Here is a 16,079-nt window from a genome sequence, read left to right as displayed (position 1 = left end):
TGGGGGTGTGGAAACTGAACTCTTCATCGGTGGTAAGTGGGTCCCGGCGGCGTCCGGGGGGCGTTTCGACGTGATCGATCCGGCTACCGGGGATGTGATCGCCTCGGTGGCGGATGGCGGGGAGAGCGACGCGGGTGCGGCCGTTGATGCTGCTGCCGCGGCCGGCCCGGGGTGGGCGGCTACCCCGCCGCGGGTGCGGGGGGAGGCGTTGCGGCGGGCGTTCGAGTTGATGACCGCGCGGGCCGATGAGCTGGCGAAGCTGATCAGCCTGGAGAACGGGAAGGCGCTCGCCGACGCCAAGGGGGAGGTGACCTATGCGGCGGAGTTCTTCCGGTGGTTCGCCGAGGAGGCGGTGCGCGGGGAAGGCCTCGTCAGCACGGCGCCGAGCGGGGCGAACCGGATCCTCGTGGTGCGGCAGCCGGTGGGGGTGTGCGTGCTGGTGACGCCGTGGAACTTCCCGGCGGCGATGGCCACCCGGAAGATCGGGCCGGCGCTGGCGGCGGGATGCACGGTGATCCTCAAGCCGGCCAGTGACACGCCGCTGACCGCGCTCGCGATGGCCGCCATCCTGGCCGAGGCGGGCGTGCCCGAGGGCGTGGTGAACGTGCTGCCGTCGCGCGGTTCGGGCAAGGTCGTCTCGAAGATGCTCAAGGATCCGCGGGTACGGAAGGTGTCGTTCACGGGATCGACCGAGGTGGGGCGGATCCTGCTCGCCCAGGCGGCGGAGAACGTCGTGAACACGTCGATGGAGCTGGGCGGCAACGCGCCGTTCCTGGTCTTCGCCGATGCCGACCTCGACGCGGCGCTGGACGGGGCGATGATCGCGAAGATGCGCAACGGCGGGGAGGCGTGCACGGCGGCCAACCGGTTCTACGTCGAGGCGTCGGTGGCGGACGAGTTCTCCCGGCGGCTGGCCGAGCGGATGTCGGGGCTCGTCGTGGGCCCGGGGACGGACGAGAAGACGCAGGTCGGTCCGCTGGTCAACGAGGACACCGTGGCCAAGGTCGACTCGCTGGTCCAGGGGGCGGTCGAGGGCGGCGCGACGGCGGTGACCGGTGGGACGCGGCCGGACGGGCCGGGGTTCTACTACCCGCCGACGGTGCTGACCGGCGTGCCGGGGGATGCGCCGATCCTGCGGGAGGAGATCTTCGGGCCGGTGGCGCCGATCGTGACCTTCACGTCCGAGGACGAGGCGGTGCGGTACGCCAACGACACCGAGTTCGGGCTGGTCGCGTACGTCTTCACCCGGGATCTCGCCCGCGGGCTGCGGGTCAGCGAGGCGATCGAGGCGGGCATGGTCGGGCTGAACCGGGGGCTGGTCAGCGACCCGGCGGCACCGTTCGGCGGGGTCAAGCAGAGCGGCATCGGGCGCGAGGGCGGGCACGAGGGGCTGCTCGAGTACCTGGAGTCGAAATACATCGCCGTCAACTGGTAGTGGGCTGGGAGCCGGGGCCGGGGCATTGCCTCCGGCCCGTTTTTTACTGCTATTGTGCTAGGAGACTAGTGGAATGGCTGTATGGATGATCGAGTTCCACCTGGACGCGCGCTCCGGCGTCGCGCCCTACATGCAGCTCATCCAGCAGGTCCGGCACGCGATGCGGCTCGGCCTGCTGCAGGAGGGCGACAAGCTGCCCACGGTCAAGGAGGTCGTGGCCCGCGTCGCGATCAATCCGAACACGGTGCTCAAGGCGTACCGGGAGCTGGAGTACGAGGGGCTCGTGCAGCCCCGGCCCGGCCTCGGCACGTTCGTGACCCGCACCCTCGGCGGCGAGTCGGAACTCGCCGCGCACGAGCCGCTGCGCCGCGATCTGGACGGCTGGCTCGCCAAGGCCCGCGACGCCGGCCTCGACGACGAGAGCATCGAGGCGCTGTTCGTGAACACGTTTCGCCAGTTTTCGGCGGAAAGAGCGGGACGATGACCAGCGCGGTGGTGACTGAGAACCTGACCAGGCGGTACGGGCGGCGGACCGCACTCGCCGACTGCACCCTCGACATCCCGGCCGGCCACGTCGTCGGCCTGGTCGGTCCGAACGGCGCCGGCAAGTCCACGCTGCTCCAGATGATCTGCGGGCTCCTCCAGCCGACCACGGCCCGACCTGCTGCTGCTCGACGAGCCGGTGGCCGCGCTCGACCCGCTCGCCCGGCGGGAGTTCCTGCAGGGCCTGATGGAGTACGTGGCCGAGTCCGGCACCAGCGTGGTCATGTCCTCGCACCTGGTCGCCGACCTGGAACGCGTCTGCGACTACCTGATCGTGCTGGTCAGGTCCCGGGTGCGGGTCACCGGCGAGGTGGAGGAGCTGCTGGCGGGCCAGCACCGGATCACCGGCGCCCGGATCGACCCGGCGAGGCTCGGGCCGGGCCGTCAGGTGATCCTGGCCCGGCACACCGACGTGCAGTCGACCCTGATGGTCCGGAGCACGGCGCCGATCGAGGACCCGGCGTTCAGCGTCGACGGCATCGACCTGGAGGACCTCGTGCTGGCGTACATGACCGAGGCCGCGCAGTCCGGCCCTGACCGCGTACTGGAGAAGCAGCGATGATCTGGCTCACCGGCGATGGCGGTGACCCTGGTGGTGGTCGCGGCCGCGATGTTCCTGTCGGCCGGTTTCCTCCGGCCGCACCTGACCGCACGGACGACGTACGAGGGCCCGGTCACCGCCGAGAGCATCGGCGGGTTGCGGCTCAGCCTCAGCGATCCGCAGCGCCGGATCGATGTCGAGACCGAAGCGCCGGTGCGGAACGCGTGGATCCTGAGCAACGATGTGGTCACGTCCGCGGGCCTCGTGTGGCATGGCCCCTACGACCCGGCGAAGTGCGGCCCGCAGGCGCCGAACGGACGGGAGAGCTGCGAACGGTGGATCGCTTCGCAGAATCTGCAACAAAAGGTGATCTACCTCGGCCCGGAGAAGTTCTGGCCGCTCCAATGGCGCGAACTGGGGGTTTTCCTGGCGGTTTCGGCGGTTCTCGCGACCTTTTGCTTCTGGTGGATTCGCCGTCGGGTGGCGTAGGGTTCGCACGCACTTCGGGTGGTCGGCCGATCCTTACGCACCGGCAGTGAACTATCTTTCACATCCGGGCCGTACCCCTTGTCGAGCGCATCCCGCGCTGCTCGATACTTGGGGCCACGTTTCGGCGGACCACACAGGTCGGGAACCACCTGAGAGGACTTCTCGGAAATGCGCAAGAAGCTGCTGGCGATCGCGGCGGTCGGGCTGCTCGCCACCGCCACGATGACAGCGTGTGACGACTCGAACAAGTCGAGTGACGCGAGTGGCAGCAGCGGCTCCGGCGGCGGCTCCGGCAAGGCCCGGATCGGCGTGATCCTGCCGGACACGGAGAGCTCCACGCGGTGGAAGGACGTCGACGCGAAGTACCTGAAGCAGGCGTTCGACGCCCAGAACATCCCGTCCGAGATCGAGAACGCGGAGGGCGACAAGGCGAACTTCGTGAAGATCGGCACCGACATGATCAACAGTGGCGTGAAGGTCCTGATCATCGCGAACCTGGACTCGGACACCGGCAAGGCCGTGCTCGACAAGGCCAAAGAGAAGAAGATCCCGACGATCGACTACGACCGGCTCACCCTCAACGGCGGCGCCGACTACTACGTCAGCTTCGACAACGAGAAGGTCGGCCAGCTGCAGGCGAGCGGCCTGATCAGCTGCCTGAGCGCCGACAACGTGGTGAACCCGGTGATCGCCGAGCTGAACGGCTCGCCGACCGACAACAACGCGACGCTGTTCAAGAAGGGCTACGACTCCCTCCTCGACCCGAAGTACGACTCGGCGGAGTTCACCAAGGGCCCCGACCAGTGGGTCACCGACTGGAACAACGAAGAGGGCGGCCGGATCTTCTCGCAGATGCTGTCCCAGCAGCCGAAGATCGGCGGGGTGCTCGCGGCCAACGACGGCATCGCCGGCGCGGTGATCAAGGTGCTGCGGTCGAAGGGTCTGGCCGGCAAGGTGCCGGTCACCGGCCAGGACGCCACCCTCGACGGCCTGAAGGCGGTCCTCAGCGGCGACCAGTGCCTGACCATCTACAAGCAGCTCAAGCCGGAGGCGGACACCGCCGCGAACCTGGCCATCAACCTGTTCCAGGGCAAGAAGCCGCCGGTCGACGGGCAGATCAAGGACCCGGAGTCGGGCGCCTACGTGCCGGCCGCCCTGCTGCAGCCGGTGCTGATCCAGAAGGCCGACGTCAAGACCGTGGTGGCCGACGGTTTCGTCAGCAAGAAGGACCTGTGCGCCGGCAAGTACGCGGCGCTCTGCGCGGCCAACGACGTCAAGTAGGGCCGAGAACCGTCAGCCCGGGGCCAGGCGGATCCGCACACGGCGGTTCTGCCGGCCCTTGCTCTCGACCTTGACCACCTCGACCCGGCCCACCTGCGCGGTGGAGGCCACGTGGGTGCCGCCGTCGGCCTGCACGTCCAGCCCGACGATGTCGATCACCCGGATCTCCGGCTCCTCGAGCGGCGGCAGCGCGTCCTGGGTGCGGATCAGCGTCGGGATCCGCAGGGCCTCCTCGCGCGGCAGGATCCGGGCGACGATCTTGCGGTCGGCGGCGATCTCGGCGTTCACCGCGTCCTCGAGGCTCTGCTTGAAGCCGGGCGGCACCTCGGGCAGGTTGAAATCCATCCGCGCCTCGCCGGGCTGCATGTTGCCCCCGGTGACCAGGGCGCCGAAGTCGCGGAACACCGTACCGCAGAGAATGTGCAGGCCGGAGTGGGTACGCATGAGGGTGCTCCGGCGCTCGTCGTCGATCGCGCCGCGCACCTTCGTCCCGGCCGGCGGGACGGGATCGCCCGGAGCCGGGATCAGGTGACTGGGCCTCCCCGAACTGGCGTCCCCTTTGCGCGTGTCGACGATCCGGGTCTGCACGCCCTGCCAGAGCAGCACGCCATGGTCCGGGGGCTGGCCGCCGCCGCCCGGGTAGAAGGCGGAACGGTCCAGCACGATGCCCTCGTCGGGATCGGACCGGAGGACGGTGCAGTCCCACTCCCGCAGGGTGGGGTCTTCCCAATCCAGGCGCGCGCTCATGCCTGAAACCTACCGCCGGCCCTTCAGGCGCCGGCCCATCTCGCGGGCGATCTCCTTCTGCGCGTCGCGCTCGGCGAGGATCTGCCGCTTGTCGTACGACTTGAGGCCGCGCGCCATGCCCAGTTCGACCTTGGCCCAGCCCTCGCTGAAATACATCGACAGCGGAACCAGGGTCAAGCCGTTCCCGTCCCGCAACTGGCCGAGGATCTTCGCGATCTCCGCGCGGTGCAGCAGCAGCTTGCGGGTGCGGCGCGGGGCGTGGTTGGTCCAGCTGCCGTAGCCGTACTCGGCGATGTGCAGGCCGTACAGCATGATCTCGCCCTCGTGCTCCTGGGCGAACGCGTCGACCAGGGAGGCGCGGCCCTCGCGCAGGGACTTCACCTCGGTGCCGGCCAGCACGAGGCCCGCCTCGTACGTCTTCAGGATCGCGTAGTCGTGCCGCGCCTTCTTGTTCGAGGCGATCAGTTTCCGGCCTTGTTCCTTTGCCACCCGCCTACGGTACTGGGTTGCTACCGGCGCCTGGTCCTACGGACGGCGCGGAGAACCCGGGTCCCTACGGGACTGGGTTGCTACCGGCGCCTGGTCCTACGGACGGCGCGGAGAACCCGGGTCCCTACGGGACTGGGCGCCGCATCGCGTACGTGACGCTGCTCAGCCGGTGTGGCTCGTCCTTCACGTGAATCGCGGCCCGCGCATACGCCTGCCAGCCGGCCGCGCCCGCCCGGTTGAGGTGGCGCAGGTCGTCGAAGCGCTCGTCGGTGCCCCAGCGCAGCACGCCGCCCGGGTGATGGAAGGTGGCCGTCCAGTCCATGAATCGATCGGTGCCGAGCGTGCCGGCGGCACGGTACTCCAGACGCGCGTACTCCCAATTCGTCACCCGTTCGATTATGCCGGTACCGCGACCCGGGCGCTGTCCGATCCGGACACCCGTCCCTGAGACAACCCTGAGCTTGGCCGATTAAGGGTTGGGGTGCCCACGGCGCCCGGCATAGCCTTCCGCCGAGGGGGAGACGGCTATGACAACGGGTGGGATGGCGAGGCTGGTCTGCGGCCGCTGGTCGAAGTGGATCGTGCTGGCCGCGTGGGTGGTGGTGCTGGTCGTCGCCGGCCCGCTGGCGGGCAAGCTGAGCGGGGTGGAGAAGAACGACAACTCGGCCTGGCTGCCCAGCGGCGCCGAGGCGACCCAGGTCGCCGACCTGCAGAAACAGTTCGCGGCGAGCGACATCGCCCCGGCCGTGATCGTCTACGAGCGTGCCGGCGGCATCACCGACGCCGACCGGACGAAGGCGAACGCCGACGCGACGGCGTTCGCGGGCGTCGCCGGCGTGACCGGCCAGGTGAGCCGGCCGATCCCGGCGCGGGACGGGCAGGCCCTGCAGACCATCGTGCCGATCAAGGTCGACGAGGCCGGCTGGCAGAAGATCGCCGCCACCGTCGGCTCGCTCAAGACGGTCGCGACCAACGGCTCGGACGGCATGTCGGTGTACCTGACCGGCCCGGCCGGCAACGCGGCCGACTCCGCCTCGGCGTTCAAGGGCATCGACGGCACGCTGCTGTACACGACGCTGATCGTGGTGGCGGTGATCCTGCTGGTCACGTACCGCAGCCCGGTCCTCTGGCTGTTCCCGATCCTCACGGCGGGCGCGGCGCTGACCACCGCGCAGTCGGTCATCTACCTGCTGGCCAAGCATGCCGGCCTGGTGGTGAACGCGCAGAGCGCCGGCATCCTCACGGTGCTGGTCTTCGGCGCCGGCACCGACTACGCGCTGCTGCTGGTCGCCCGGTACCGCGAGGAGCTGCGCAAGCACGACGACCGGCACGAGGCGATGATGCTGGCCCTGCACCGGGCCGGGCCGGCGATCATCGCGAGCGCCGCCACCGTCGCGATCGGCATGTCGATCCTCACGCTCGCCGACCTCAACTCGACCTCCGGCCTCGGCCCGGTCGCCGCGCTCGGCATCGTGGTCGGCCTGCTCGCCATGATCACGCTGCTGCCGGCGCTGCTGGTCATCTGCGGCCGGTGGCTGTTCTGGCCGGCCCGTCCGAGGTACGGCACGGCCGAGCCGACCGCGACCGGCTTCTGGGCCCGGCTCGGCGGCGGCATCGCCCGCCGCCCGCGTACGGTGTGGATCGGCACCGCCCTCGCGCTCGGCGCGCTGGCCCTGGGCCTGTTCCAGCTGAACGCGAACGGGCTGTCCACGGCCGACAGCTTCACCACCAAGCAGCCCTCGGTCTTCGGCGAGGAGGCCCTCGCCCGGCACTTCGCCGCCGGCCAGGGCCAGCCGGTCACCGTCATCGCCAATTGGCCGCAGGCCGACCAGGTGCGCCAGGCTCTCGCCGCGGTGCCGGGGATCAGCGCGGTCGCCGCCGCGGAGAGGAAGAACGACCTGGTGCGGCTGGAGGGCACGCTGGCCAGCGCGCCGGACAGCAAGGCCGCCCAGGCGACCGTCGACCGGGTGCGCGAGGCCGTGCACGCGGTGCCGGGCGCGAACGCCAAGGTGGGCGGCGCGACCGCGATGGTGGTCGACATCAACGCCGCCAACCGGCACGACAACAAGCTGATCATCCCGCTCGTCCTGCTGGTCGTGCTGGTGATCCTCGGCCTGCTGCTGCGGGCGATCCTGGCGCCGCTGATCCTGATCGGCACGGTGGTGCTGTCGTTCGCCGCGGCGCTCGGCGTGAGCGCGCTGGTCTTCCGGCACGTCTTCCACTTCGCCGGCGAGGACACGTCGTTCCCGCTGTTCGTCTTCGTCTTCCTGGTCGCCCTGGGCATCGACTACAACATCTTCCTGATGACCCGGGTCCGGGAGGAGGCGCGGACGCACGGCACCCGGCGGGGCGCGCTGATCGGCCTGGCCGCCACCGGCGGCGTGATCACCTCGGCCGGCATCGTCCTCGCCGGCACGTTCGCGGCGCTCGCCAGCCTGCCGCTGGTCGCGTTCGCCGAGATCGGGTTCGCGGTCGCGTTCGGGGTCCTGCTCGACACGCTGATCGTCCGGTCGGTGCTGGTCACCGCGCTCAACCTGGACATCGGCCGGCGCATCTGGTGGCCGGGCAGACTCACCCGGGTGCCCGACGGGCCCGGCGACGACGCGGCCGGCACGCGGGAGGCGTTGTCAGCATCTGAACCGGAGCTAACGCACTGACCGCCGCTCCTTGCAGGGTCGGGAGACACCGACCCCGCAAGGAGGCAAGGCTGATGAAGGCTGTCCGGGTCCACTCCTACGGAAAACGACCGTCCGTCGACGAGGTGCCCGAGCCGCGCGTGACCGGGCCGCTCGACGTGCTGGTCCAGGTCGGCGCGGCCGGGCTGTGCCGCACCGACCTGCACATCGTCGAGGGGCAGTGGGCCGACAAGTCCGGCGTGCAGCTCCCCTACACGATCGGGCACGAGAACGCCGGCTGGGTGCGCGAGGTGGGCAGCGCGGTCACCAACGTCGCCGCCGGCGACGCGGTGATCCTGCACCCGCTGGTGACCTGCGGCCTGTGCCGTCCCTGCCGCTCGGGCGACGACGTGCATTGCGAGAACTCCCGTTTCCCGGGCATCGACTCCGAGGGCGGGATGGCCGAGTACCTGCTGACCAGCGCCCGATCGGTGGTCAAGCTGGCCGACGGCCTGGAACCGGCCGCCGTCGCGGCGCTCGCCGACGCCGGGCTCACCGCCTACCACGCGGTCCGCAAGGCGGTGCCGCTGCTGTACCCGGGGACCACCTGCGTCGTGATCGGGGCCGGTGGGCTCGGCCACATCGGCGTCCAGTGCTTGCTCGCGATGACCGCCGCCCGGGTCGTCGTGGTCGACCCCAATCCGGCCGCCCGCGAGCTCGCCCGGTCGCTGGGCGCGCACGAGGTCACCGACCGTACGGCCGACCTGGTGGACAGCGCGCACGTGGTGCTCGACTTCGTCGGCGAGCAGGGCGCCGAGAAGGAGGGCCTGGCGATGACCCGCCGGGCCGGCAGCTACTTCGTGATCGGGTACGGCGGCGCGGTGAACGTCCCGACGATCGACCTGATCTCGACCGAGCGCAACATCATCGGCAACCTGGTCGGCTCGTACAACGACCTCGACGAGCTGATGACGCTCGCCGCCCAGGGCAAGGTCACCCTGCACACCCGGACCTACCCGCTGACCGCGGTGAACGAGGCGATGGACGATCTCGAGGCCGGCCGGCTGCAGGGGCGCGGGATCCTGGTGCCCTGATGTACCGCAAGGACGGGGAGAGCTACTTCGTGGTGGACGGGCACACGCACTTCTGGGACGGCAGCCCGGCCAACCAGATCAACCGGTACGGCGAGGGCTTCATCAAGTGCTTCCACGACTACCACGCGAGTCTCTCGCCGGCCGAATACCGGTGGACGCTGGAGGAGTTCGAGCGGTACCCCGAGGAGCGCATGATCCACGACCTGTTCGAGACCGGGTACGACGACGTCGCGATCCTGCAGTCGACGTACCTGACCGACTGGTTCGTGAACGGCTTCAACACGACCGAGCAGAACGGCGAACTCGCCGAGCGGCACCCGGGCCGGTTCATCGTCAACGGGCGTTTCGACCCGCGCGACGGCGAGGCCGGGCTGGAAGCGCTGGAGCGGCTGCACGAGCGCTGGCGGCTCCAGGGGGTCATGCTGTACACCGCCGAGTGGAAGGGCGACAGCAAGGGCTGGAAACTGAGCGATCCGTGGGCGTACCGGTATCTGGAGAAGTGCGAGGCGCTCGGGATCCGCAACATCCACGTGCACAAGGGCCCGACGGTCTACCCGATGAACCGGGACGCGTTCGATGTCGCCGATGTGGACGACGCCGCGACGGCGTTCCCGGGGTTGCGGTTCATCGTCGAGCACGTCGGGCTGCCCCGGCTGGAGGACTTCTGCTGGATCGCCACCCAGGAGCCGAACGTGTACGGCGGGCTGGCAGTGGCGATGCCGTTCCTGCACACCCGGCCGCGATACTTTGCGCGGATCATCGGCGAGCTGCTCTACTGGCTCGACGAGAACCGCCTGCTGTTCGGCAGCGACTACGCCATCTGGCAGCCGAAATGGCTGGTGGAGAAGTTCGTCGACTGCCAAATTCCAGAAGACATGCAGGGCGAGTACGGCGTGTTGACTCCCACGATCAAGAAGAAGATTCTGGGGCTCAACGCGGCCCGCCTCTACGACATCGAGGTTCCCGGGCTGACGAGATCGGGATCCATGGTGGACACTGAGCTGTGTGAGCGATAGTGGCCAGCTACCGCGGTTCGCGGCCGTGCCCGTCGCCGCCGTCACCGGGCTCTGCGTGGCGCTCCTCGCCGCCACCGCCGGGCAGTACGGCTACCACCGCGACGAGCTGTATTTCCGGGTCATCGGGCGGCACCTGTCCTGGGGCTATGTGGACGAGCCGCCCCTGACGCCGCTCCTGGGCCGGGCCGCCACCACGCTGTTCGGGGACAGCCTGACGGCGTTCCGGCTGCCGGCCATCCTCTGCGCCGCGGCCACTCTGGTCGTCGTCGCGCTCATCGTCCGCGAGCTCGGCGGCGGCCGGGGGGCTCAGGTGCTGGCCACCGCCGGTCTCGCCGTGACCGGCGCGGTCCTGCTCGGGCACACCCTGGCGACGGCGACCGTCGACGTGGTGTTCTGGCTGCTGGCCATCCTGTTCGCTTGCCGGGCGCTGCTGCGCGGCCGGCCCCGCTGGTGGCTGGCCGTCGGCATCACGGCCGGGCTCGGGTCGTACAACAAGCAGCTTGTCGCCTTGCTGCTGGTGGGGCTGGCGGCCGGGCTGCTGATCGGCGGGCCCCGGCGCGAGCTCCGCGAGCCGTGGCTGTGGGCGGGTGCGGCGATCGCCCTGGTGCTGGCATTGCCGAACATCGTGTACCAGATCACCCACGGCTGGCCGCAGCTGGAGATGGCCCGCGCGATCGCCCGCAACAAGGGCCACGACGACCGGGTCACCTTCGTCCCGCTGCAACTCGCGCTCCTGGGCCTGCCCAGTGCGGCCATCTGGATCATCGGGCTCGTCCGGGTCCTGCGCGACGAGGGCTGGCGGCCGGTGCGGGCACTGGCCTGGGCGTACCTGGTGGCGTGCCTGCTGACGCTGGTGAGCGGTGGCCAGCCGTACTATCCGGTCGGATTGTTGATCTTCTTGTACGCGGCCGGTTCGGTCGTCGTCGCGCGCTGGGCCGGCCGCCGCCGCGCCCGCTGGGTCTGGCCGATCGCCGCGGTGGTGCTGTCGGCGGCCACGACGCTGGTGGTGGCGCTGCCGCTGATCCCGCTGAGCTCGCTGGGCTCCACCGCGGTGCCCGCGGTCAGCTCCGTGGTGGGCGACCAGGTCGGCTGGCCGGTCTACGCGCGCGAGGTGGCCGGGGTGGTGGCCGGCCTGCCCGCCGCCGACCGCGCCCACGCCGTGGTGCTGACGGCGAACTACGGCGAGGCCGGCGCGCTGGACCGGTACGGCGTCGCGAATGTCTACAGCGGACACAACGAGCTGTACAACTACGGCCCGCCGCCGGAATCCACGACCGTCGTGGTCGTGGTGGGCATCGACCCGGCCGCCCTCGCCACCGCCTTCGCGAGCTGCGTCACGATGGGTGAGCTGGACAACCGGGTCGGGGTGGACAACGAGGAGCAGGGCGTCCCGATCCGGGTCTGCCGCGGGCCGCGCGCATCGTGGGCCGCCCTGTGGACCCGAGCCCAGCACTACGACTGACTACTTGACCGCCAGCTCGCCCAGCTCGGACCAGTCGTCCTGGTCGACGGCCTGGCTGATGATCTTCGGGGTGGCGACCAGGTACTGCGGAAGGTCCTGCTGGGCCTGCTTGAAGTGGGCCGAGCCGACGTGCGCCGCCCCCGCGTCGCCGTCCCGGAACGCCTCCACCAGCACGTACTCCTGGGGGTTGTCCAGGCTGCGTGACCAGTCGAACCACAGGCAGCCGGCCTCGCCGCGGGTGGCCCGGGTGAACGGGCCGGCGATCTCCGGCCAGCGCTCGGCGTGCTCCGGCTTGATCAGGAACTTGGCGGTAATGAAGATCATCGTTGGTTCGCCTTTCGCGCGATCAGCCATCGGGGTTCCCTCCCCGGCGGCGTGGACGGACGCTGGGTGCATGAGCGGCAAGGGCGCTGGTCACCTCCAGTCGGTGGAACGGGCGATGCGGGTGCTCGACCACATCGCGGCTTCCTCCGGCCCGGTGGCGGCGCGCGACGTCGCCCGGTCGCTCGGCCTGACCCTCCCTACCACTTACCACCTGCTCACCACCCTGGTCACGGGTGGCTACCTGGTCCATCTTCCCGAAGAGCGGGCGTACGCGCTCGGCCACCGCGTCGACGACCTGGCCCGCGGCCTGTACCGGCAGATCGCCGTGCCGCGCGAGGTGCAGCGGGTCGCCGAGGTGGTGCACCAGCAGGCGCACGCGGCGGCCTACTACGCGGCGCTGCGGGACGCCGAGATGATCGTCGCGCACGTCGCCGAGTGCCCGGAGCATCCCCGGATCCGGCCGATCGGCATCGGCTTCCACCAGGCCCCGCACGCGACCGCGTTCGGCAAGCTGATGCTGGCCACCCTCGGGCCGGTGGACCGGGAGGCGCTGCTCGACCACACCGGCACCCCGGCGGTCACCGCGGCCACGGTGACCGACCGGGCGGTGCTCTCCCGCCAGCTGCGCCAGGTGCACGCCACGGGGCTCGCGGTCGAGGTGGACGAGTTCCAGGCCGGGCTCAGCTGCATGGCGGCGCCGGTGACCGACGCGGCCGGCCGGTTCGTCGGGGCGGTCGCGATCTCGATGCCGACCACCCGGCTGCGCGCCGACCGGTGGACGGCCGAGCGCGCCGTACGGCTCGGCGCCGTGCGGGCGACCCGGGCGGTCGCACTGCACCTGAGCTGATCCGCACCTGAGCTGATCCGGCGGAGCAACCGTCGCGCAACCCGGACGGGTTGCCATAGGGCCATGGGTAGCCGGTTGATGCGTTTCCATCTGGTGGTCGCGGCGATCGCGTCGGCCGGTTTCCTGCTCGTGCCGGACGGCGGCACGCTCCAGGTGATCTGGCAGGTGGCCTGCGGCTGGTTCGCGGCCGGGATGGTCGTGGCCGGCATCCGGCAGCGCCGCCCGGAGATGCCCGCGACCTGGTGGCTGTTCGCGCTCGGCGTCTTCGGCAACGCGAGCGGCATCGTCGTCGAGTGGGTCCTGACCCGCCTCGACACCGAGCCGGGCTTCCCCTCGTGGGCGGACGCCGCGTACCTGTCGCTCTACCCGGCGGTGGCGATCGGCCTGGTGCTGCTGATCCGGCGGCGCACCGCGCACCGGGACTGGTCCAGCCTGGTCGACGCGACCACGCTGACCACCGGCATGGGCCTGCTCGCCTGGGTCTTCATGGTCAAGCCGGCGGCGGCCGACCCGTCGATCGGCCTGCTCGGCCACATCGTCAGCGTGGCCTACCCGGTCGGCGACATCGTGCTGCTGGCGATGACCGTACGCCTGATGATCAGCGGCGGCGCCCGCAACGTCGCGTTCCGCCTGGTCTGCGCGGCGCTGGTGGCGTTCCTGGCCGGCGACGGCGCCTGGGCGGTGGTCAACCAGATGGGCTGGTCGCCCGGCCCGACGGCGCACAAGCTGCTCGCCGAGGCGTTCCTGGCCGGCTACCTGCTCTTCGGCGCGGCGGCGGCGCACCCGGGCATGCGCTCGCTGACCCGCGCGGTCGAGCCGCGCTCCGGCCGGATCAGCCGGCCGCTGCTGCTCGCGCTCACCGCGGCCTCGCTGGTCGGGCCCGGGCTGCTGATCCTTCAGGCGGCCCGGCACCGGGTGACCGACGTGCTGTCCATCGCGCTCGGCTGCGTGGCCCTGTTCCTGCTGGTGGTGACCCGGATGGCCCAGCTGATCAAGCAGCTGGACGTGCAGACCGAGAAGGTCCGCGAGCTGGCCGTCACCGACGAGCTGACCGGGCTGCCGAACCGGCGCGCCTGGAACACCGAGCTGCCGCGCACGATCGAGCGGGTCCGGCGCACCGGCGACCCGCTGGTCGTCGCGATCCTGGACATCGACCACTTCAAGCACTTCAACGACGCGTACGGGCATCCGGCCGGTGACCGGCTGCTGAAGGAGGCGGCGGCCGCCTGGCAGGACCAGCTCCGGACCGCCGATCACCTCGCCCGGTACGGCGGCGAGGAGTTCGTGGTGCTGCTGCCCGGCGCGACCGCCGCGCAGGCCCGCGAGATCGTCGACCGGATGCGGCTCGCGACTCCGCTGGGGCAGACGTTCTCGGCCGGCATCGCGGTGTGGAACGGCGGCGAGACCTCCGACGCCCTCACCGACCGGGCCGACAAGGCCCTCTACGAGGCGAAGAACAGCGGCCGCAACCGGATCGTCGAGGCGGCACCGGTGGACGGGCTGGCGCTGCAACGCCTCACGTAGTACGTTCGGCGTTATAGCGCGGAACGGAGCAAGAGATGACGGACGAACTCGGGCGCTGGGCGGAGCCCGGCCTGCTGGTGCTGGCCAGCCTCGCCGACGGCGCCAAACACGGCTACGCGATCACCGCGGACATCGCCGCCGAGGTCGGCGTGGCGCTCGGGCCGGGCACGCTGTACGCGGCCCTGGCCCGCCTCGAGGAGCGCGGGCTGATCGAGGGGTTGCCGGCCGAGGGGCGGCGCCGGCCGTACCGGCTGACCGCGGCCGGCGTGGCCGAGCTGACCGCCCAGGCGACCCGGATGCGGAAGCTGGCCGCCCTCAGCCTCGGCCGGCTCCGGCCGGCGACGGCGTGAGCGAGCGCACCGGCCGCAAGTGGACCGCCCCGCGTGACGCCCGTCGCGAGGGCCACGAGTCCACGCCCGGCCGGCTCAGTGTGAGCGAGGACGCCCGGCTGGTCCGGGCCCTGGTCGCCTGCTACCCGGCCGGGTGGCGCCGCCGGTACGGCGACGAGTACGCCCAGCTGCTGTCCGACCTGCGGATCCACCGCCGGCCCGCGCTGATCATCGATTCGCTGCGCGGCGCGGTCCGCGCCCACGGAGGAGAGCTGATGAGCAGAGCCGCACCGATGACGGTCGCCGTGTGGGCGGCCGGACTGTTCACCGTCGCGGGCATCGGGTTCGCGAAGCTGGCCGAGGATTTCCGCGGACCGGGGCGCACGGCGCACGCCATCGTGGTCCTGATGTCCGCGGTGGCGCTCCTGGCCCTGGTGGCCGCGGCGGCGCCGAGCGGGCTGGCGCTGCTGCGTGGGCGCGACAGTGGCGCCTGGAAGTACGTGGCCGTGCCGGTCGTGGGCGTGGCGCTGTGGTTCGGTGTGCTGGCAGTGGCCGTCGCGATCGGCGGCAAGCCCGGCTTCGTGCTGCTCGCGCTGGCCGGGGTCGGGGTGGTCGCCGCGACCGCCTGGGCCGCCGACACGGTGCTGCGCCGGGTGCCGGCCTCGCCGCCGCGCCGGCTCCGTCCGGTGGCGCTGACCGTGCTGGCCGCCGGGATGGGCCTGGCCACGGTGGCCGCGCTGGTCTGGGGGCTGCAGGTCCGCTCGCGCGGCGCCGCCGGCTTCCTCGCTACGCCGTTCCTGCCCAGCTGGCTCGGCCTGGTGCTGGCGCTGGGCGCGGCGACCGCGCTCGCCGGGCTGGCCGACCGTCGTCAGCTGCGGGCCGAGTCGTGACTTGCGGTCATGACGTCGGCGCTTTGCCGGCCGGCGCCCGCCAGGTGCACGACGAAGACGGCTAGCGACGCGATGGCGGCCGCCACCGCCAGGTCACTGGGGTGATCCACGCCGACCAGGACCGCGCCGGCCGCCAGCGCAATCCCCGCCCGACGATCGAAGAACAGGAAGATGGCGTACGCGACGGCGAAGGCGGCCGTGGCCTGCGGGACCGTCCGATGCTGATCGAGGTGCGCGAGCCCCCGCGCCAGGCCGTAGGCGACCAGCGGAGCGGCGCCGAGCAGCACGACCGGGCGGAACCGGCGCTGCCGCAGGGCCAGCACCGCCAGGGCGCCGGCGATGGCATAGACGACATAGGCGAGATCGGCGGCGGCGGAGTCCAGCACCGCGTCGATCTCCGGGGAGACCTGGAACCACACGCCGACACTGTGGTTCCGTCAACCTAAGAATTCG

The 16,079-nt window shown here is 71.2% G+C and carries 17 protein-coding genes and 1 pseudogene; 13 read left to right on the top strand and 5 right to left on the bottom strand.

Going from position 1 to position 16,079, the window contains the following annotated elements; all coding sequences use genetic code 11:
• Positions 1-7 precede the first annotated feature (7 nt).
• The 5 genes and pseudogenes from IH26_RS0144930 to IH26_RS0144910 all read left to right on the top strand — a co-directional run bounded on the left by IH26_RS0144930 (position 8) and on the right by IH26_RS0144910 (position 4,289).
• Positions 8-1,435: an NAD-dependent succinate-semialdehyde dehydrogenase gene (locus IH26_RS0144930; protein WP_030442430.1), complete on the top strand. Its 1,428-nt coding sequence runs from the start codon at positions 8-10 to the stop codon at positions 1,433-1,435.
• Positions 1,436-1,520: 85 nt separating this feature from the next.
• Positions 1,521-1,919: a GntR family transcriptional regulator gene (locus IH26_RS0144925; protein WP_030442429.1), complete on the top strand. Its 399-nt coding sequence runs from the start codon at positions 1,521-1,523 to the stop codon at positions 1,917-1,919.
• Positions 1,916-2,540 (top strand): annotated as a pseudogene (locus IH26_RS54815) (ATP-binding cassette domain-containing protein). The gene IH26_RS0144925 and the pseudogene IH26_RS54815 overlap by 4 nt, the downstream one beginning before the upstream one ends.
• A gap of 15 nt (positions 2,541-2,555) precedes the next feature.
• The gene (locus IH26_RS0144915; protein ID WP_030442428.1) at positions 2,556-3,008 is read left to right on the top strand and encodes a hypothetical protein; all 453 of its coding nucleotides are present in this window, start codon (positions 2,556-2,558) and stop codon (positions 3,006-3,008) included.
• A gap of 168 nt (positions 3,009-3,176) precedes the next feature.
• Positions 3,177-4,289 carry a sugar ABC transporter substrate-binding protein gene (locus IH26_RS0144910; protein WP_030442427.1) on the top strand — a complete coding sequence of 371 codons (1,113 nt, stop codon included), beginning with the start codon at positions 3,177-3,179 and terminating at the stop codon, positions 4,287-4,289.
• 12 nt (positions 4,290-4,301) lie between these two features.
• Here IH26_RS0144910 and IH26_RS0144905 read toward each other — a convergent pair whose 3' ends face one another.
• The 3 genes from IH26_RS0144905 to IH26_RS0144895 form a co-directional block, all read right to left on the bottom strand.
• On the bottom strand, positions 4,302-5,036 hold the full coding sequence (locus IH26_RS0144905; protein WP_030442426.1) for an alanyl-tRNA editing protein: 735 nt from the start codon (positions 5,034-5,036) through the stop codon (positions 4,302-4,304).
• A gap of 9 nt (positions 5,037-5,045) precedes the next feature.
• Positions 5,046-5,525: an SsrA-binding protein SmpB gene (gene smpB / locus IH26_RS0144900; RefSeq protein ID WP_030442425.1), complete on the bottom strand. Its 480-nt coding sequence runs from the start codon at positions 5,523-5,525 to the stop codon at positions 5,046-5,048.
• 124 nt (positions 5,526-5,649) lie between these two features.
• Complete coding sequence (locus tag IH26_RS0144895) at positions 5,650-5,913, bottom strand: hypothetical protein (protein ID WP_020517247.1); 264 nt, start codon at positions 5,911-5,913, stop codon at positions 5,650-5,652.
• Between the two features lie 139 nt (positions 5,914-6,052).
• Here IH26_RS0144895 and IH26_RS0144890 point away from each other — a divergent pair, with 139 nt between their 5' ends.
• From IH26_RS0144890 to IH26_RS0144875, 4 genes are read left to right on the top strand one after another with little or no spacing between them, the layout of a single operon-like run.
• Positions 6,053-8,182, top strand: coding sequence for an MMPL family transporter (locus IH26_RS0144890; protein ID WP_245665974.1), 2,130 nt, complete (start codon positions 6,053-6,055; stop codon positions 8,180-8,182).
• 53 nt (positions 8,183-8,235) lie between these two features.
• Positions 8,236-9,234: an NAD(P)-dependent alcohol dehydrogenase gene (locus tag IH26_RS0144885; RefSeq protein WP_030442423.1), complete on the top strand. Its 999-nt coding sequence runs from the start codon at positions 8,236-8,238 to the stop codon at positions 9,232-9,234.
• Positions 9,234-10,250 (top strand): amidohydrolase family protein, encoded by a 1,017-nt coding sequence (locus IH26_RS0144880; RefSeq protein ID WP_030442422.1) that lies wholly within the window; start codon positions 9,234-9,236, stop codon positions 10,248-10,250. The genes IH26_RS0144885 and IH26_RS0144880 overlap by 1 nt, the downstream gene beginning before the upstream one ends.
• Positions 10,240-11,712, top strand: coding sequence for a glycosyltransferase family 39 protein (locus IH26_RS0144875; RefSeq protein WP_034217393.1), 1,473 nt, complete (start codon positions 10,240-10,242; stop codon positions 11,710-11,712). Before IH26_RS0144880 ends, IH26_RS0144875 begins: the two co-directional genes overlap by 11 nt.
• Here the strand turns inward: IH26_RS0144875 and IH26_RS0144870 are convergent, their stop codons facing one another.
• Positions 11,713-12,036 (bottom strand): putative quinol monooxygenase, encoded by a 324-nt coding sequence (locus IH26_RS0144870; RefSeq protein ID WP_030442420.1) that lies wholly within the window; start codon positions 12,034-12,036, stop codon positions 11,713-11,715.
• 70 nt (positions 12,037-12,106) lie between these two features.
• Between IH26_RS0144870 and IH26_RS0144865 the strand changes: the two genes are divergently transcribed.
• The 4 genes from IH26_RS0144865 to IH26_RS0144850 all read left to right on the top strand — a co-directional run bounded on the left by IH26_RS0144865 (position 12,107) and on the right by IH26_RS0144850 (position 15,626).
• Positions 12,107-12,883 (top strand): IclR family transcriptional regulator, encoded by a 777-nt coding sequence (locus IH26_RS0144865; RefSeq protein ID WP_030442419.1) that lies wholly within the window; start codon positions 12,107-12,109, stop codon positions 12,881-12,883.
• Between the two features lie 63 nt (positions 12,884-12,946).
• Positions 12,947-14,407, top strand: a complete 1,461-nt coding sequence (locus IH26_RS0144860; protein WP_245665973.1) for a diguanylate cyclase domain-containing protein — start codon at positions 12,947-12,949, stop codon at positions 14,405-14,407.
• Between the two features lie 35 nt (positions 14,408-14,442).
• The gene (locus tag IH26_RS0144855) at positions 14,443-14,757 is read left to right on the top strand and encodes a PadR family transcriptional regulator (protein WP_030442417.1); all 315 of its coding nucleotides are present in this window, start codon (positions 14,443-14,445) and stop codon (positions 14,755-14,757) included.
• Positions 14,754-15,626 (top strand): hypothetical protein, encoded by an 873-nt coding sequence (locus IH26_RS0144850; protein ID WP_030442416.1) that lies wholly within the window; start codon positions 14,754-14,756, stop codon positions 15,624-15,626. The genes IH26_RS0144855 and IH26_RS0144850 overlap by 4 nt, the downstream gene beginning before the upstream one ends.
• Here IH26_RS0144850 and IH26_RS0144845 read toward each other — a convergent pair.
• The gene (locus IH26_RS0144845) at positions 15,605-16,045 is read right to left on the bottom strand and encodes a hypothetical protein (RefSeq protein ID WP_030442415.1); all 441 of its coding nucleotides are present in this window, start codon (positions 16,043-16,045) and stop codon (positions 15,605-15,607) included. The genes IH26_RS0144850 and IH26_RS0144845 overlap by 22 nt on opposite strands.
• Positions 16,046-16,079: the final 34 nt, after the last annotated feature.

It is taken from the genome of Actinoplanes subtropicus (genome assembly GCF_000721705.1).
In the GTDB taxonomy this organism is placed as follows: Bacteria; Actinomycetota; Actinomycetes; order Mycobacteriales; family Micromonosporaceae; genus Actinoplanes; species Actinoplanes subtropicus.
This window is presented reverse-complemented; position numbering and strand designations above follow the sequence as displayed.

Bases quoted from the DNA above. Each gene is read 5' to 3' on its own strand.
- IH26_RS0144865 (WP_030442419.1), top strand. From the start codon at position 12,107: ATGAGCGGCAAGGGCGCTGGTCACCTCCAGTCGGTGGAACGGGCGATG.
- IH26_RS0144925 (WP_030442429.1), top strand. From the start codon at position 1,521: ATGATCGAGTTCCACCTGGACGCGCGCTCCGGCGTCGCGCCCTACATG.
- IH26_RS0144855 (WP_030442417.1), top strand. From the start codon at position 14,443: ATGACGGACGAACTCGGGCGCTGGGCGGAGCCCGGCCTGCTGGTGCTG.
- IH26_RS0144905 (WP_030442426.1), bottom strand. From the start codon at position 5,036: ATGAGCGCGCGCCTGGATTGGGAAGACCCCACCCTGCGGGAGTGGGAC.
- IH26_RS0144860 (WP_245665973.1), top strand. From the start codon at position 12,947: ATGGGTAGCCGGTTGATGCGTTTCCATCTGGTGGTCGCGGCGATCGCG.
- IH26_RS0144910 (WP_030442427.1), top strand. From the start codon at position 3,177: ATGCGCAAGAAGCTGCTGGCGATCGCGGCGGTCGGGCTGCTCGCCACC.
- IH26_RS0144870 (WP_030442420.1), bottom strand. From the start codon at position 12,036: ATGATCTTCATTACCGCCAAGTTCCTGATCAAGCCGGAGCACGCCGAG.
- IH26_RS0144885 (WP_030442423.1), top strand. From the start codon at position 8,236: ATGAAGGCTGTCCGGGTCCACTCCTACGGAAAACGACCGTCCGTCGAC.
- IH26_RS0144880 (WP_030442422.1), top strand. From the start codon at position 9,234: ATGTACCGCAAGGACGGGGAGAGCTACTTCGTGGTGGACGGGCACACG.
- IH26_RS0144890 (WP_245665974.1), top strand. From the start codon at position 6,053: ATGACAACGGGTGGGATGGCGAGGCTGGTCTGCGGCCGCTGGTCGAAG.
- IH26_RS0144915 (WP_030442428.1), top strand. From the start codon at position 2,556: ATGGCGGTGACCCTGGTGGTGGTCGCGGCCGCGATGTTCCTGTCGGCC.